The 15,951-nt window shown below is 51.5% G+C and carries 15 protein-coding genes; 8 read left to right on the top strand and 7 right to left on the bottom strand.

The annotated features are described in order from the left end of the window. Positions 1 to 24: 24 nt before the first annotated feature. Positions 25 to 378 carry a hypothetical protein gene (locus HWI92_RS05940; RefSeq protein ID WP_204661578.1) on the bottom strand — a complete coding sequence of 118 codons (354 nt, stop codon included), beginning with the start codon at positions 376 to 378 and terminating at the stop codon, positions 25 to 27. A gap of 369 nt (positions 379 to 747) precedes the next feature. Between HWI92_RS05940 and HWI92_RS05935 the strand changes: the two genes are divergently transcribed. Further along, positions 748 to 1,899: an adenylosuccinate synthetase gene (locus HWI92_RS05935; RefSeq protein ID WP_204661576.1), complete on the top strand. Its 1,152-nt coding sequence runs from the start codon at positions 748 to 750 to the stop codon at positions 1,897 to 1,899. A 6-nt stretch (positions 1,900 to 1,905) separates the two neighbouring features. On the opposite strand, the gene HWI92_RS05930 is transcribed toward HWI92_RS05935, so the two are convergent. The 5 genes from HWI92_RS05930 to HWI92_RS05910 form a co-directional block, all read right to left on the bottom strand. Further along, positions 1,906 to 2,328 carry a secondary thiamine-phosphate synthase enzyme YjbQ gene (locus tag HWI92_RS05930; RefSeq protein WP_204661574.1) on the bottom strand — a complete coding sequence of 141 codons (423 nt, stop codon included), beginning with the start codon at positions 2,326 to 2,328 and terminating at the stop codon, positions 1,906 to 1,908. An 8-nt stretch (positions 2,329 to 2,336) separates the two neighbouring features. Beyond that, positions 2,337 to 2,723 carry a VOC family protein gene (locus HWI92_RS05925; RefSeq protein ID WP_204661572.1) on the bottom strand — a complete coding sequence of 129 codons (387 nt, stop codon included), beginning with the start codon at positions 2,721 to 2,723 and terminating at the stop codon, positions 2,337 to 2,339. Positions 2,724 to 2,758: 35 nt separating this feature from the next. Then, a complete protein-coding gene (locus HWI92_RS05920; protein WP_204661570.1) occupies positions 2,759 to 4,090 on the bottom strand; it encodes an MFS transporter in 1,332 nt (443 codons plus the stop codon). Positions 4,091 to 4,185: 95 nt separating this feature from the next. Continuing rightward, positions 4,186 to 4,632 carry a hypothetical protein gene (locus HWI92_RS05915; protein ID WP_204661568.1) on the bottom strand — a complete coding sequence of 149 codons (447 nt, stop codon included), beginning with the start codon at positions 4,630 to 4,632 and terminating at the stop codon, positions 4,186 to 4,188. Between the two features lie 110 nt (positions 4,633 to 4,742). Further along, positions 4,743 to 5,273, bottom strand: a complete 531-nt coding sequence (locus tag HWI92_RS05910) for a DinB family protein (protein WP_204661566.1) — start codon at positions 5,271 to 5,273, stop codon at positions 4,743 to 4,745. Positions 5,274 to 5,427: 154 nt separating this feature from the next. On the opposite strand from HWI92_RS05910, the gene HWI92_RS05905 reads away from it, so the two are divergent. The 7 genes from HWI92_RS05905 (at position 5,428) to HWI92_RS05875 (ending at position 15,656) form a co-directional block, all read left to right on the top strand. Continuing rightward, on the top strand, positions 5,428 to 6,042 hold the full coding sequence (locus HWI92_RS05905; protein ID WP_204661564.1) for a TetR/AcrR family transcriptional regulator: 615 nt from the start codon (positions 5,428 to 5,430) through the stop codon (positions 6,040 to 6,042). 57 nt (positions 6,043 to 6,099) lie between these two features. Continuing rightward, a complete protein-coding gene (locus tag HWI92_RS05900; RefSeq protein WP_204661562.1) occupies positions 6,100 to 7,461 on the top strand; it encodes a TolC family protein in 1,362 nt (453 codons plus the stop codon). Positions 7,462 to 7,472: 11 nt separating this feature from the next. After that, a complete protein-coding gene (locus tag HWI92_RS05895) occupies positions 7,473 to 8,501 on the top strand; it encodes an efflux RND transporter periplasmic adaptor subunit (RefSeq protein ID WP_229248958.1) in 1,029 nt (342 codons plus the stop codon). 18 nt (positions 8,502 to 8,519) lie between these two features. After that, positions 8,520 to 11,606: an efflux RND transporter permease subunit gene (locus HWI92_RS05890; RefSeq protein WP_204661558.1), complete on the top strand. Its 3,087-nt coding sequence runs from the start codon at positions 8,520 to 8,522 to the stop codon at positions 11,604 to 11,606. Positions 11,607 to 12,191: 585 nt separating this feature from the next. Next, positions 12,192 to 14,426, top strand: a complete 2,235-nt coding sequence (locus HWI92_RS05885) for a bifunctional alpha,alpha-trehalose-phosphate synthase (UDP-forming)/trehalose-phosphatase (RefSeq protein WP_204661556.1) — start codon at positions 12,192 to 12,194, stop codon at positions 14,424 to 14,426. Positions 14,427 to 14,429: 3 nt separating this feature from the next. Continuing rightward, entirely contained in the window at positions 14,430 to 15,014 is a 585-nt protein-coding gene (locus HWI92_RS05880; RefSeq protein ID WP_204661554.1) for a Crp/Fnr family transcriptional regulator, read from the top strand. A gap of 75 nt (positions 15,015 to 15,089) precedes the next feature. After that, complete coding sequence (locus HWI92_RS05875) at positions 15,090 to 15,656, top strand: DinB family protein (protein WP_204661552.1); 567 nt, start codon at positions 15,090 to 15,092, stop codon at positions 15,654 to 15,656. Here the strand turns inward: HWI92_RS05875 and HWI92_RS05870 are convergent. Beyond that, positions 15,653 to 15,904, bottom strand: a complete 252-nt coding sequence (locus HWI92_RS05870) for a hypothetical protein (protein WP_204661550.1) — start codon at positions 15,902 to 15,904, stop codon at positions 15,653 to 15,655. The two genes, HWI92_RS05875 and HWI92_RS05870, sit on opposite strands and share 4 nt — an antisense overlap. Between the last annotated feature and the right edge of the window lie 47 nt (positions 15,905 to 15,951).

The following is a 15,951-nucleotide window of genomic DNA, read 5'->3' as shown; positions in this document are numbered from 1 at the left end:
TAAAGCTCAGGGCACGACAAGCATTTATTCCGTTATGAAAATGGCGGAATGCAATCCGGACGTAATCGGGTCATCATCTTCATCATCCAATATTTCTGCACGAAATCCGAATGCTCCAAGCAGGTCGATGACGGCAGACGCATCAAGATCAACCGTCAGGGACTCCACCCGCAAAACGCGGTCATAGTCTTCAAGGTCGAAACTGGCGGCATAATCCGGAAATCGCCGGCGCAGGTGGTCGAGCAGAAAGCTTGCCTGGACTCGTTGTTCAACATTGGTCCTGAAAACCTCAATCATTCGCAAGCCCAAATCGCCTCCGGCTATACGCCCGGGCACCGGCAATAACAATGGTCTTTCATGTGCATTTCCTTTCATCATGGCAGGAAGTTAGGCTGTTACAAAAATAGGGTTCAAACAAGTCGTAATGAGATGTGATTTGCGACATTATGAGGGGGTAATTGTGACAATAAACCGGGTCTAGCGAGCACCTTGTTCAAAGGCGGCAGCTTTGTTCCAATACTACGCAGCAGAATACAGCATTTCAGAAACTTTGTACAAGTTTTTTTATAAAAGGTAGAATTTTATGCAACATATATGGAGCGTCATGCCGTGAAAATTTACCATCTTTGCCGGTGAGAAACCTACAATAAATCAGGAAAATGGTTGAAGCAGCCCATAGGGACACACTGCCAGCCCAATCCTCTTTTGGTTTTCCAAATTTTTACTCCCACAATTAGGTAAGCCTGTATGACGGCGACTGCACATATTGTAGTAGGACTTGGCTATGGGGATGAAGGCAAAGGTATTTTTACCGATTACCTGAGTTCCCGTCTTCGGCGCCCGGTCGTGATCCGTTACAACGGTGGGCATCAGTGCGGTCATTCCGTAAACCTGCGCGATGGCCGTAGCCACGTTTTTTCCAGCTTTGGTTCCGGCACTTTCCGGGGAGTACCCACTTATATATCTGCATTCTGCACCATTGATCCTGCCGATATGCTGCACGAACATGCCAGCTTGCGCAGCCTGGGCGCAAATCCTGTGTTGCTGGCTGATCCCCGGGCGCTTGTGGTTACGCCGTTCGACAAGCTGTATCACAGGCTGCAGGGGGGTCAGAGTGACAGCCATAATCCCGGCGAGGGCTTCGCTGCCTGCCTGGATCGTGTGGAACGCGGCTGTGTGCTTCATGCGGCAGATCTGTTCGTGGAAAAAGATTTAAGTGCCTTACTGCTGCACATCAGGCAGTACTATGAAACTGAGCTCATCCAGGCGGGCTACCCGGACGCGCTTTCGGATTTGAACCAAATCTCCATTCCCGGCTTTCTGGATGAGGTACGTAAAGCCACCGCTTTTTTTCAGCTGGTCCCGGAGGGCAAGCTTTTCTCGGGGTCGGGCTTTTCCGATTTCATTTTTGAAGGTGCGCGTGGCATCCTGCTGGACAATGAGTTCGGGATCTTTCCCAATGCTGCCAAGATGAGTACAACCAGCAAAAATGCTGTGATCATGATCAAACGAAACCTTCCGGACTGTCAGGCAAACCTGTACTATCTCACCCGCGCCTACCAGACCCGGCGCGGCACCGGATGGATGTCGACCAGGAACCATCCGGTAAAACTGACGGCGGAGCGCACAACTGATCGCCAGGTTGCTACCGGTATCCTGGACCTCGATATGGTGCGCTACGCCATGCAATGCGACACTGACTCCGACTTTCCGGCTAAGAAAAATCTCGTGGTCACCTGTCTGGATCAGCTCGCTGGCTTTGTGCATTTCAGGGACGGGCGTGTAATCCGGTCACAGGATATCGGCTCGTATATTTACAAGATCGCAGTATGCAATTCAATCTACCTCAATGCATCACCCTACTCGGATACTTTCAGATATTACAGCTGGGAAAGCTGACTGCATTCATTCACCCCACATTGTAATGACAAGGCTTCTGGGCCCGCCTGCGTTGCGGTGCTCGCAGAGGTAAATGCCCTGCCAGGTACCCAGCGCAAAGCGCCCCTTACTCACCGGCACCATAACCGAACTTCCCAGAAGTGCCGCTTTCAGGTGTGCCGGCATGTCATCGGAACCTTCGTAATCGTGGCGGTAATCGGGATCGTTTTCAGGAACATGCTTGTTGAAGAACATTTCAAAATCCTGGCGCACGGTTGGGTCTGCATTTTCATTGATCGTCAGCGAGGCAGATGTGTGCTGGATAAAGACCTGGCAAATCCCTGTCTGTATGCCATGTTCTTGTCCGAGCACTTGGATAATCTCATCCGTAATCAGGTGAAAACCGCGCCGGCGCTCGCGGAGGCGAATTTGTTTTTGAAAAATCTTCATGCAGCTTATTACATTTCTTTTAGCACCGAGAGGATGTTGCCTGCCGGGTCAGTGAACCATGCAATATGCGGACCAACCGGTCCCCGTGCAATGTGGTCAGCGTCGGTTTTCAGTCCTGGAAAGTCATAATCCTCAAATGGCACACCCAGCTCCTTCAGCTTCGCTACGGTTCCTTCAAGATCCTCAACAGGGAAGTTAAGCACGGTAAAAGTGGCGGGCTGGTGATTGGGCTTTTCGTAAATCAGCACATCGCCGCCACCTGCAAGATGGAGGCGGAGGGTAGGCATTTCGGCTATTTCACTGACGTCCAGTTGCAGAATGTTTCCGTAGAAATCCTTGGCTTTTTGCAGATCATTTACCGAATATCCCGTGAATGCTTTTGCGTTTTTAAACATGTTCTGTACCGGTTAAGTGATAGACAATGAATATTTTATAAAACAGCAGGCTGCCCCGTGCCTCCATATTCTTCTTCGGGCTTTCTGTAAATCTTCGAAAGCTGCCTGTAAGCCTTTGAACGCATAGCCACCAGTGTAATCAGCAGTCCGATGATCCCCGTGACTGAAAACAGGAGCGCCAGTCCGCGTGCCTGGCCGGTACCATACCAGGAGCCAATCAGCCGGGCACCTGCACCGTCGGTCATCAGCGGGATAAAGATGTACTTGGCGATCGGGCCGATCATGAAGGCGGTCACCGGTGCTGCGGCCTGCTCAATGCTTTGCGCAAATCCGAACACACGTCCCTGCCTTTCCGGCGGAATTACTTTCTGCAGGATGGTCTGCTCGGTAGCCTCTACAACGGGAATCAGGCACAGGTATACGAACATGCCGATTGCCAGAAGCTCAATCGAAGACTGTATGGTGAAAAATATGCAGATCGTCCACATAACGATGTTGGACACAAACAATGTTTTAAGCGGCTTCTTCCCTAAACCCGTTTTGGCAACCACCAGCCCGCCAATGATAAATCCCAGGCTGAGCACGCCCCAAAGTATCCCCCAGGCCTGCACCGACACTAGGGAGAGGCCGTACGCATCCATCAACGACATAAATACCCCGCCTAGAAAGTTGTTGAAAGTATTGAAGAAAATGAGCCCGAAAAGCCCGGGTACCAGGTTTACAGCGGCGATGGTCCCTTTCATATCAACCATTTGGGAAGCCGGATCAAGGTGGACAATTTCCTTCTCGCCAATGTGTATGGTCGTGAGGTGCAGGATCGTCAGGACGGTGAGCCCTATTGCCAGCACCAGCATCCAGAGCATACCCATAAATCCGATCACCAGCCCGCTGAAAATGGACGCAACCAGGAACGACACGCCGTTTGCCGTACCCACCATGCCGTTCGCCTTATCTCGCGCGTCTTCCGCGACCAGGATCGTAACCGTAGTGGAGAGGGCAATGCTGCGGATATTACCTGCTATGGCCCCCAGCAGCGACAAAGTTATAAACACCCATAGGTTGATGCTCGAAGGATTTTTGAATGTAGCCTCGGGCGTAAGCACGTATATCAGCAATGCCAATCCATACAGTACCAGTGTGACGACGCCCGATATCATCATGGAAGTTTTCTTCCGGTAGTGGTCTACAACAGAGCCAAGAAAAAACCCGGAAACAGCCACCGTAGTCAGGTAAATGCCAGCCATCAGTGAAGTCGCGATCACCGACTTGGTTTCCAGGTACACCCAGAAAGTTACTGCAAACCAAACGAATGTATTGGTCAGTGAAGCTGCCAGCGAATTAACCAATACTGCATAAAACGTTTTCATAGTATGTTGTGAAGGTTAATGCAAAGATACTCGCCGACTGCCACTTACAGGATGGTGGTACAGGACAATGTAAGGGTGTCCATGCGCCACCTCCCTCAGTGCACCGGCCGGGCCGGCTGCCGCTGGGCAGGGATAACGTTACCGCGCTGCGACTCAGTGGAAGGTTCATTTCTTCCGGATGTCGCTTGCCGGGTTCCGGTGTTTGCAGCCTCACCTTGAGATGTTGTGCCGGACGTTTTGGCCGGCGTCGCACCCTGCCGCTGATACTGTGCCGGATTAGCCGCGGGGTCCTGGGTCGTGAATGCATTGGGGACACGTCCGGGTTGTGCCAAATTCCCCTGGGCTCCTGCCTGCCGCGGCAGAGGCTGCTCAATGCGGCCTGTGGGCCTGGGCTGATATTGCGGATAGCGCATGCCCGGGCTGCTGCTCGAATCGGCTCCGATTTTTCCGGTGGGTGCGGGGCGACTGCCCTGTGCACAGGTTTTGGCTGCCATCATGCCCGAAAGCAAGGCAGCAAGTAATAGTTTGTGGGTTAAATGCATGAAGTTTGAACTTGGTCGGAATGGAACGTTTGTGAACGCAATTTTACCAAAACCATTCCAATAATGCCCCGGCCCGCTACCAGCTTTTTACGAGTCGGGAACAAGCTGAGTTATTCCATCATTTCAGGACGGTCCCAAAATGGCGGCGGTGTAATGCCCAGTGAACGCAGGTACACATACCCCTGTGCGCGGTGATGGATTTCATTGTCAATCAGGTAAAACAGGGTAGCGTAGACCTTGCCGGGATACATGCCAAATGCCACATCGTGCTCGTGCAGACGATCCAGTTTGACGTCGGGCCAGGTTTGGTTGATCAATGCTGTAACTTCATCCCACAAGGCCAGCAGCCCTGCTTTGGTAGGAGGTACCGGGGTTTCATGGGATATCTGGGGATTGGAGGATGTCCAGTCGCCATAGGCAACACCCCGTACGCCCGGAGCAGCCAGCCCTGCCATTTCCATGGTGAGTTCGGCAAATGTGCGCATACCACCAATGGAATATTGAAACAGTTGTTCTTCCGGGAAGGCATCGATGACCCGCCTGGTGAGTGCGCGGTGGCCCTGCCAGTGTTCGAGCAGTTCCGTGAGCGTGATAATGGAAGGACTGTTAGTGGCAGTGTTCTCGGTGATGTACGTTTCCATGGTCGTCTGAAATTTGGGTGATTGTTTTTGTTTGACTCTTCAAAGTAAATACCGGCGGGTGACAGCCCTGTGTCAGCAGCATTTCAGAAATGCAAAGTTTTTTTTGTTTTTACTAAACACTGTTTACTATATTTACGATGTATTGTTAGGGACCATGGCGATTAAGGAAAGAAAAGAGCGGGAAAAGCAGGATATGCGTAATCTGATTATCGAATCAGCCACACGGCTGTTTTTGAAGCAGGGTTACGATAAAACCTCCATCCGCAACATCGCCGAGGATATCGAGTACAGCCCCGCTACCATTTACCTGTATTTTAAAGACAAGGACGAAATTTTTTACGTCATACATGAAAATGGCTTTTCAATGCTGCTGGCTGAATTCCGGAAGTCGCAAAACATTGTAAATCCGTTTGAAAGGCTGGTGGCAATCTGTAAATCCTACATCCGGTTTGCGATAGAAAACCAGGACTTTTACGATCTGATGTTTATCATGCGTGCGCCCCTGGCTGAGATTGAGTGCAATAACGAGTGGCCCGAGGGGCAAAATGCATTTGCATTTCTTGTCCAGGTCATTCACGAATGTCTCGACCAGCAGCTGATCAGGCCGGTGGACGTAGGTTTGCAGGCACTTTCTGTATGGTCGATGGGGCACGGGCTGGTGTCGCTGTATGTGCGCGGACGCTGCACGGCCATGAAGTTTCCGGAGGCGGATATGGAGCAGCTGCTGGATGATGCAGTCGTGAATTATCTTGAAGCGATCAGGACCTGATCCTAAAAAAATTTTACCATCTGATAAACACTGTTTACTATCTAAACAACATTTAGTATGATCAGCATTCCGAAGATCAGGGGCTTTCTGCTGGGAGCTTCACTGGCTGTGCTATGTGCAGGGGAGTCACAAGCGCAGGACGATCCGCTTCCCGGGTACATCCGCACCGGACTCTCCAACAATCAGGGACTCAAACAGGAAAATCTCCTGTTGGAAAAGAGTTTGTATGCGCTCAAAGAGGCTAAATCGTACTTTTTGCCGGAAGTGAATTTCAGTACCTCTTACCTCGATGCCCGGGGCGGCCGGAAAATCAGCATTCCGATCGGAGATCTGCTCAACCCGGTGTACCGGTCTTTGAACGAGCTGACCAGTTCGGGTGCATTCCCCCAGGTTGAGAATGTAAACCAGACATTTAACCCGAATAACTATTACGATGCAAAAGTCCGGACGTCTGTTCCGCTGTACAATGCCGAGATCATGTACAATGCCAGAATCCGGCGTGAGCAGATTACCATGCAGCAGGCGGGTGTCGACGTATATAAACGTGAGTTAGTCCGAGACATCAAGGTGGCCTACTATGCCTGGATACAGGCGAGGCAGGCTGCCGGTATACTCGAAAGTGCCGTAGAGCTGGCCCGGGAAAACCTGCGCTTCAACCAGGTACTCGTCAAAAATGACAAGGCGATACGTACCGTGGTAAGCCGGTCGGAAAATGAACTGATCGGCTTGCAGGCCAGGCTGGAAGATGCACGCTACCAGTCTGTCAATGCGGCCGGGTACTTTAATTTTTTGTTAAACAGACCGCTGGATACGGCCATCGAAGCTGCACCCGCCCATGAACTTCCTGTATCTATCGACTCGATCACTGACGGAAAGCGGGAGGAACTGACCCGGCTGGAAACGGTTTCCCACATTAACCAGCTGTCCGAGCAGCTTGTGCGGGCGGCTGTGATCCCGCGACTGTCCACCTTCCTCGACCTGGGTTCGCAGGGTGATTTTGCAAATTTTAACAAGGATACCCGCTACTACCTGTTCGGACTCACGCTCGACTGGCGCATATTCGCAGGCAACCGTACGCAGTACCAGCTCAGGAAAGCGGCACTGGATAGTAAAGTTACAGACGAGCAACTCAGCCAAACCAGCCGGCAGTTTGAATTACAAGCACTTACCGCCTCTAACCGGCTGCAATCTTCCATCGTCAGCTACCGGGCCAGCCGTAATCAGACGGCACTTTCCCAACAGTATTACGGCGACCAGCAAAAGCGCTATCGCGAGGGGCAGCTGTTATACATTGAGCTGCTCGATGCGCAAAACCGCCTTATCAATGACCAGTTGCAGCAAAGTATTGCTTTGCTGAATGTACAGACCCGCGCTGCCGAGCTGGAAAGAGCCCGTGCCAGCTTTGTTTTCAACGATTAATGATCAACAACATGAAAAACGTAAACTTGATACTGCTGGCTGCCACCCTGCTGGCAACTGCCTGCCGGGAAGTGAAAAAGCCTGAACAAACCGACAATAAAATCTCGGTGAAGGTGATCAGCTCGTCGGCATTGCAGCAGGCGCGACCCGTGCAAACCTCGGGTCTGCTGGCGTCCGACAAGGAGGCATACCTGTCCTTCAAAGTCGGGGGGATCATCAGCGAAATGTTTGTGAAAGAAGGTGACGCGGTTCGGAAGGGCCAGGTACTGGCAACCCTGAACACCACCGAGATCGCCGCCGAGGCTGCACAGGCAGAGGAAAATTTCGAAAGGGCCAGGCGCGACGCCCGTCGGACCGAGCACCTTTATAACGACAGTGTGAATACCAGGGAGCAGCTCGACAACAGCAAAACTGCATTGCTTATTGCTGAAAAACAGCTTGATATCGCACGGTTCAACCTATCGCAGGCAAAAGTAGTAGCAACTTCGGATGGCGTTGTGATCCGTAAAATGCAGAATGCCGGCGAGCAGGTGCAGGGCGGTACCCCTGTGTTGTTCGTGAGCAGCAACCGCAACGCCGACTGGGTTGTCAAATGCGGACTTACGGATGCCGACTGGGCGCGGCTTCGGGGTAGTGAGCAGGCAGAGATCCGGTTTGATGCCTACCCCGAAACCTTCACAGGCAGTATCAAAAGCCTGGCACAGGGCAGTGATCCTGCTTCGGGCCTGTACCAGGCCGAAATCCGCATTGATGCAAAAACAGCAAGACTGGCATCCGGGTTGTTTGCACGCGTAACCATTTACCCGAAAAGTAAAACCAACATGGTGTCCGTGCCGATGGATGCATTGCTGGAAGGAGAAAATGACAGCGCATTCGTGTTTGTGGCGGCAGGCAGCCGGGCATTGCGCAAGGCCGTGAAAGTGGCTTACCTGGAAGGTGAACGCGCGTTTATCTCGTCCGGGATCAGCGCCGGAACCCGGGTGATCCGGGAGGGATCGGCGTACCTGTCGGATGGTTCGGAAATCCGCATTGTTCAATAACATTTCAAAAGAAGAACCATGAAACTTCCTGAATTTGCCGTCAGAAATTACCAGTTTACACTGGTTGTTTTCCTGGGTGTGCTGGCGCTGGGGATCTATTCCCTTTTTACAATGCCCCGGAGTGAAGACCCCGACATTCATCCGCCGCAGTTTACCGTAGTGGTCATTTACCCGGGTGCCAATCCCAAGGATATGGAGCAGCTTGTTGTAGATCCCATGGAGAAAAAGCTCAATGAGCTTGACGATATGAAGCACATCATCACAGACATCCGTGACGGACTTGCCGTGATCCAGGTCATTTATAAGTACAGCTCAGACCCGGATGATAAGTACCAGGAGGTGGTACGAGAAATCAACAGTCTGCGTACGCAGCTTCCTGCCGATGTGGCCGACATCCGGATCAATAAGCAGGTACCTTCCGACGTGAGCATTTACCAGTATGCGCTTGTAAGTGAAAATGCCACTTACGCCCAAATGAAGAAGTACTCCAAAGAACTGAAAGAACGTCTTGAAAAAGTAAAAAGCCTTAAAAAAGTGGAGTATGCCGGCATCCCGGAACGTGAGGTTAAGGTAAAGCTGCATTTGCAGAAAATTGCCGCGCAGAACCTGACGCAGCAGCAGGTAATCCGTGCGCTGCAGAGCGAGGATGTAAACATTCCCGGCGGAAGCATCAGCATGGGCACCCGCAAGCTCAACATCAAAACAAGCGGCAACTTTCGCTCGCTCGACGAGGTCGCCAATACCGTGGTGGCTGCGTCAAATGGTAAAATTGTGCTGGTGAAAGATGTCGCTGACGTGTCTATGGGTTACGAAGACGAGTCGCATCTCACGCGCCTTAATGGGTACCGGTGCAGCTTTGTTAACCTGAGCCAGAAGGAAGGCGAGAACATTGTTGCCGTACAAAAACAGGTAGAACCCGTGACAGCGGCTTTTGCCCGGGAACTTCCGCCTAACATCGAGCTGGTGAAGGTGTTTGATCAGGCTAAAAGTGTGAACACGCGGCTGTCGCATTTTGCCCGGGATTTCGGAATTGCTATCCTGCTGGTGCTGCTGACGCTCCTCCCGCTGGGTACCCGGGCGTCGGTGGTCGTGATGATCTCCATTCCGCTTTCACTTGCAATCGGTCTTACCCTGATGAACCTGTTCGGCTACAATATCAACCAGCTGAGCATTGTGGGCATGATCGTGGCGCTGGGTATACTGGTCGACGACAGCATTGTAGTGGTCGAGAACATTGAGCGCTACCTGCGCATGGGCTACAACCGTGTGGATGCTGCCGTAAAAGCATCTTCGCAGATCGGGCTGGCCGTGGTAGGATGTACCATACTGCTTATTTTTGCATTTCTTCCGCTCGTGTTCCTGCCGGAGGGAGCGGGCGATTTCATCCGCAGCCTTCCGATGTCGGTAATTACCACGGTGTTCGCTTCCATGCTGGTATCCCTCACCATCGTACCTTTTTTATCCAGCATGATCCTGAAAAATCATGTGCACGAAGAGGGGAACTGGCTGCTGCGCGGCATGAAAAAAGGCATTCATAAAACCTACGGCAGCCTGCTCGACCGTGCATTGCGGTTTCCTCGGACGACCCTTGTGGCTGCGGGGCTGATCTTCGCCGGTTCACTTGCTTTGGTGCCGCTCATCGGGAGCAGTCTTTTTCCAAAATCGGAAAAACCCATGTTCCTGATCGACATTGAAACGCCGCAGGGTACCAACCTAAAAAAGACGAACGAAGTGGCACGCTATGTAGAAGATATCCTTAAAAAGGAGCCGCTGATCACGTCCTTTGCGTCCAATGTGGGAAAGGGCAATCCGCGGGTGTACTACAACGTCGTGCAGCGGAATGAGAGCGAGAATTTCGCTGAGATCTTTGTTCAGGTTGAAGGTTTGGAGACTGAGGAGAAAGTAGCCGTAATTGAAAAGCTGCGCAAAAAACTGGAAAACTATCCCGGCGCGGAAATCAAGGTGAAGGATTTTGAACAGGGACCCTTGATTGAGGCACCCCTGGCATACCGTATTTATGGCGAAAATCTGGACGACCTCCGTAAAACCGCATTCGGGGTAGCCGACCTGCTGAGCAAAACCGAGGGTACTATTTACATTAACAATCCCCTGCTCGTACAACCTACCGACCTGCGCGTGCAGGTCAACAAACAAAAAGCCGGAACGCTGGGCATTGCTTCGGCGGACATTGACCGCACGGTGCGGTTGGGCGTGGCAGGACTGAACGTGGCTACCTTCCGGGAAGACGAGGGCAAGGCCGACAATTACAATGTAAATGTGTCGGTACCCCGCCAGGCGGCTGTGCAGGACATCAGCGTGTTTGATGAGCTGTATGTACCCTCGGCATCGGGCGGGAGTATTCCATTAAAAAACGTTGCGAGGATAACGCTCGAAAGCTCACCCAACCAGATCAGGCACTACGACAAGGACCGGTATGTAACGGTATCGGCCTATGTGAAGCCCGGGTACAATGTGCAGCAGCTCAATGAGGAAATTACCGCAGAGCTGGGGAGTTTCCGGTTTGCCGAAGGACAGCATTTTACCGTCGCAGGTGAAAAAGAGAGCCAGGAGGAAAGTTTCGGAGGCCTCGGCCTGATCATTCTTGTAACGGTTTTCGGCTTTCTGGGCGTACTCATACTCGAATTCAAGACATTCAAAAGCATCCTGATTGTGCTCTCTGTAATTCCGCTCGGCATTGTGGGCGGGTTGGCCATGCTGTTCCTCACCGGGGAGACACTTTCTTTCACGGCAACAATCGGGTTTATTGCCCTGGTAGGTATCGAGGTGAAAAATTCGCTGCTGGTTGTCGATTTTACCAATCAGCTGCGGGAGCAGGGTATGGGCATCAGTGAGGCTATTATTGAAGCCGGGGAGATCCGGTTCGTACCCATTTTGCTTACTTCTCTCACCGCGATCGGCGGATTGCTGCCGCTGGTGGTTGAATACAGTGCATTGTACTCGCCGCTGGCGCTTGTCCTGATCGGCGGACTGATCAGTTCTACATTGTTATCGAGGCTGGTGACACCGGTCATGTACAAGCTGTTACCGCCAGCGATCGCCAAAGCCGAAGTTGAGCAGGAGCCCGCCGGTGAGCTGGCCTATTAATATTTGATCATTCCTGCACATGCAACAAATCCCGGGATCTCTTCCGGGATTTGTTTTTTTTATCGTACCGCTCCGGAATGGGGAAGGCAATCGGCAGGAACCGGTAAAAAGGCATAAAAAAAGGCGGCCTTGATCGGCCGCCTGCAACCCACAACAAAGAGTGGCACAGCAATGCTGTAAATACTTATTTGTAGTCCTTGACTAATCCCGGGATCATTTCAATCCCTGTTTGTGGTCATCCGTCATTTCAGATTATGGAAAACAGCAACGCTGTTGCTTGCCGGAAAGTAAACCTTCCCGCCTCGGCCTGAGCCGGTTCCTGTAAAATGATGGAAGAGGTTGCAAACGCTAAGCTACCACTTTTGCGTACACGGTCAAACATTATTCACGTGCAGGCCGATGGGCGGGCACGCTATTTTGTCAATGGTGCGCCTCATCGGGCAGCCCGGCATCACAAAACATTTTGGCATAGGATTTGGGTATGTAAGAGGGTAAATGTTGCAAAAGATGGAAAATAAGTCCGTTTCAGGCTCTGGTTTTATGTTTGGCAACTACCACCGCATCCCAATAGAGGTGCATTGAAATATGGAAAAAATAAAACAAAAAGAAAGCGGCAGGCTGATTATTGTCGCGTACCGGTTGCCCTTCAAGATTGTCCGCGAGCAGGATGCGGTGCAGCTTTTTCAAAATTCAGGCGGGCTGGTATCGGCAGTACTTTCGCTCGTAGCAGACAAGGAAAGCGCGGTTTTTGATACAACAGAAAAAATTCAGTGGGTAGGCTTTTCCGAGAATTCGCGGGAAGAGCTCAAAGGACAGTCGCTGGCGAACGAAAGCTTTCAGGCACACCCTGTATTTATCGCTCCCGAGCTGAATGAGCATTACTATGAGGGTTTTTGCAACAACCTGATCTGGCCCCTGTGTCACTATTTTCCTTCACTTGCCCGTTTTGACGATGTTTATTTTGAAGCATATCAGGCGGCCAACCAGCTTTTCTTTGAAAAGGTAGCCGAAATTATTCAGCCCGGCGACACGGTTTGGGTACAGGATTACCAGCTAATGCTGCTTCCGGGAATGATCCGGGAGCAATTTCCCGATAACAAGATCGGCTTCTTTTTCCACATCCCTTTTCCGTCCTTCGAGATATTCCGCCTGCTGCCGGTTACCTGGCGTAAGGCTATTTTGAATGGAATTTTAGGGGCTGATGTAGCGGGTTTTCATACCAATGATTATGTTGAGTATTTTCTAAAAGCAGTAAGGATGGTACTCGGGCATGGCAATAAGCTGCACTATGTAAATCTCAGCAACCGCATTGTCAAGGCCGATTCCTTTCCAATCAGTATTGACTATAATAAATTCAATAATGCATTTGATGATCCTGAAGTAGCCGAGGCACGGAGCGAGGTGCGGGCTTCCTTGAAGGAAAAGATCATTTTCTCGGTAGACAGGCTGGATTATTCCAAAGGGATCATTCACCGGCTCCGTGGGTACCAGCGTTTTCTTGAGACTTACCCGGAGTGGCACGAGAAGGTATCGTTTATGATGGTAGTGGTCCCATCGCGGGATACCATCGAGCAGTACCAGCAGATGAAATCAGAGATAGACCAGACCGTGGGCCGCATCAATGCGGATTTCGGGAATATTTACTGGCAGCCGATCATTTACCAGTACCGGTCTATGCCTTATAATGAAATGCTGGGCATGTATACGGCAAGCGACGTTGCGCTCATTACGCCCGTGCGGGATGGGATGAACCTTGTTTGCAAAGAGTTTGTAGCCAGCCGAAAAGACCGTAAAGGTGTGCTGATCCTCAGCGAAATGGCCGGAGCTGCGGCCGAGCTCGGAGAAGCCCTCATCATCAATCCGCTCGACCGGCAGGACATTGCAGATGCAATCAAAAGGGCTTTTGAAATGCCCGGCGATGAACAAACCAAACGGATGGATGCCATGCGTGAGCGCATCCGTGCGTACGACGTGTTTACATGGACAAATGATTTTTTTACCCAAATGACTATGCTTGAACAGGAACATGAGCGTCTTCGGCAGGTTTTTCTGAATGACAGCGGTATTAACGAGATCCGGAAAGCCTACGAGTCGGCCAGCAGGCGGATCCTTTTCTTCGACTACGATGGCACCCTCGCGCCCATTGTACCCGACCCGGCCAAGGCCATAGTTTCCGAAGATGTAAAAAAACTGCTGATGCAGATCGCCAAGCGCGATACTGTCGTCATCATCAGCGGCCGCGACAGGCATTTCCTGACCAGTTTGTTCGATGATCTGCCGGCCCACCTGATTGCCGAGCACGGTGCCCTGATCAGGTCTCAGGGCAGTAAGGAGTGGGTGCTGAACGAACAGTATGAGGAAAACTGGAAAGACAGCATTCGCCCGATCATGGAAATGTATGAGAAGCGGTGCCCCGGCGCATTTGTGGAAGAAAAAGAAACATCCCTGGCCTGGCACTACCGCATGGCCGATGACAAGGATTATGCAAGCCGGCGCGCGCAGGAATTACTGTGGCAATTGAAGAGCTTCATACAACCAGAGCTTAACCTGCAGGTCATTGATGGCAGCAAGGTAGTGGAGGTTAAAAAAACGGCATTCAACAAAGGAACGGCAGCACGGGCGTTTGTAGAGGATGGTCAGTACGACTTTATACTCGCCATCGGAGACGATACGACGGATGAGGATATGTTCGAGATTTTGCCCGATACTGCATTTACAATCAAGATTGGGGATGCCTTGTCGGCGGCCCGCAACCACATCAGGAGCCAGGAAGAGGTGTTTCATTTTCTCAACTTCATGGTTTCATCCGAAGCAGAGTAGGCCATGGACATGCATCTTGACCAGCTCAGAGTCCTTGTAGCAGCATTTTCACCTCTGTCTGACCAGGAGTGGGATGAATTCGCAGGTCTGTGGAAGCCTTTTTCCGCGGGCAGGAAGGAGATACTCACAAGTGCCGGAGAGCAGGAGCAGTATCTTTATTTCGTATGTGAAGGTGTGCAGCGGATTTACACGCTGGATCATACCAGCCGGGAGGCGACGCTGGTATTTACCTATCCGCCCTCTTTCGGCGGTGCTGTGGATTCACTCATACTGAGGCAGCCGTCGCGGTACTATTACGAAACACTGACGCCGGGTGTTTTCCTGCGGGCAGGCTATGAAGGCCTGAGTGCATTGGCGGCGAAGCATCCATCCGTGTCCGCGCTGATCATGAAAGGTCTTGCCCAGGCATTGGCCGGGACGCTGGAACGCCTGTCAGAAGTACAAAGCCTTTCGTCGGAGGAGCGTTACCGGGTGCTGCTGAAACGCAGTCCTCATTTGCTGCAGTTGGTTCCTCACAAGTACATTGCCAGTTATCTCGGGATCGATCCCACTAATTTCAGCAAGCTGATGAACAAGGTAAGAATCTGAAAAATCTTGGTATTTGCCAAAGTATATGCGCAGCTTTGGAGGCAGCTTTGCATTGTAATCAGCACGAATGCATCTATGAAGCCAATCAATCAGCAGTACCTGCTCTCCCAGCTTGCCCGTACGCTCCACCAGCAAACCCATATGGTAAATGAATCATTTCTGGACCGGGACCATGACGCTATGCATGCGCCGTCCCGGAGCGGTGGGTGGAGTATTGTACAGTGCCTTGCCCATCTTAATTCTTACAGTGCATACTATCTGCCGCGGCTCGAACAACAGCTTAGCCAGCCGGGGATTGCCAATGCGACAGGTATGTTCCGGAGCTCCTGGCTTGGACGTTTTTTTACCAACATGATGGACCCTGCGCAAAGTAAGTCACGGTACAAGGCACACCGGCTGCACGTGCCGGGCTCGGATGCCGACGCAGCTGAGGTAACCAGGGCATTTATACACCATCAGGAAACACTGTTGCGCTGCATGGACCTTTGTGCAGACAAAAACCTCAGGAAAATCCGTATCCCTATGTCGGTTGCACCGATGATCAAAATAAATGCAGGTGACCTGATCCAGTTCCTGATCATGCATCAGGAACGCCATATTCAGCAGGCTTTGCGCAATCTTGAAAAGCACACGATTGCTTAGCCAAGTACGACCTTGCCTGGTTCACTCAGGTTTTCAAGTTTGATAAAATGACAGCTGTATCCCGCCGACCGGAGGGTGGCTTCTATGCGTTTGAAGTCGGAGAGCTCGGAGGTGAGCGTCAGGAGAAATTCCTGAAAATCATAAGCCCAATGCTTAACATTCAGCTGTTTGAGGCAATCGTGCAGGCGTTGGAAGGACTTATTGTTGCGGATCCGCGTACGGAAGGATATTCGGTAAGTATTGCTCATTGTAATCATTGTCGAAGGTGATACTGAAAAGGTACAGTTGCATCATT

Origin of the sequence: Dyadobacter sandarakinus (assembly GCF_016894445.1) — a bacterium.
Classification (GTDB): Bacteria; Bacteroidota; Bacteroidia; order Cytophagales; family Spirosomataceae; genus Dyadobacter; species Dyadobacter sandarakinus.
This window is presented reverse-complemented; position numbering and strand designations above follow the sequence as displayed.

Coding starts and splice junctions, on each gene's coding strand:
- HWI92_RS05940 (WP_204661578.1), bottom strand. CDS start 378: ATGATGAAAGGAAATGCACATGAAAGACCATTGTTATTGCCGGTGCCC.
- HWI92_RS05935 (WP_204661576.1), top strand. CDS start 748: ATGACGGCGACTGCACATATTGTAGTAGGACTTGGCTATGGGGATGAA.
- HWI92_RS05930 (WP_204661574.1), bottom strand. CDS start 2,328: ATGAAGATTTTTCAAAAACAAATTCGCCTCCGCGAGCGCCGGCGCGGT.
- HWI92_RS05925 (WP_204661572.1), bottom strand. CDS start 2,723: ATGTTTAAAAACGCAAAAGCATTCACGGGATATTCGGTAAATGATCTG.
- HWI92_RS05920 (WP_204661570.1), bottom strand. CDS start 4,090: ATGAAAACGTTTTATGCAGTATTGGTTAATTCGCTGGCAGCTTCACTG.
- HWI92_RS05915 (WP_204661568.1), bottom strand. CDS start 4,632: ATGCATTTAACCCACAAACTATTACTTGCTGCCTTGCTTTCGGGCATG.
- HWI92_RS05910 (WP_204661566.1), bottom strand. CDS start 5,273: ATGGAAACGTACATCACCGAGAACACTGCCACTAACAGTCCTTCCATT.
- HWI92_RS05905 (WP_204661564.1), top strand. CDS start 5,428: ATGGCGATTAAGGAAAGAAAAGAGCGGGAAAAGCAGGATATGCGTAAT.
- HWI92_RS05900 (WP_204661562.1), top strand. CDS start 6,100: ATGATCAGCATTCCGAAGATCAGGGGCTTTCTGCTGGGAGCTTCACTG.
- HWI92_RS05895 (WP_229248958.1), top strand. CDS start 7,473: ATGAAAAACGTAAACTTGATACTGCTGGCTGCCACCCTGCTGGCAACT.
- HWI92_RS05890 (WP_204661558.1), top strand. CDS start 8,520: ATGAAACTTCCTGAATTTGCCGTCAGAAATTACCAGTTTACACTGGTT.
- HWI92_RS05885 (WP_204661556.1), top strand. CDS start 12,192: ATGGAAAAAATAAAACAAAAAGAAAGCGGCAGGCTGATTATTGTCGCG.
- HWI92_RS05880 (WP_204661554.1), top strand. CDS start 14,430: ATGGACATGCATCTTGACCAGCTCAGAGTCCTTGTAGCAGCATTTTCA.
- HWI92_RS05875 (WP_204661552.1), top strand. CDS start 15,090: ATGAAGCCAATCAATCAGCAGTACCTGCTCTCCCAGCTTGCCCGTACG.
- HWI92_RS05870 (WP_204661550.1), bottom strand. CDS start 15,904: ATGAGCAATACTTACCGAATATCCTTCCGTACGCGGATCCGCAACAAT.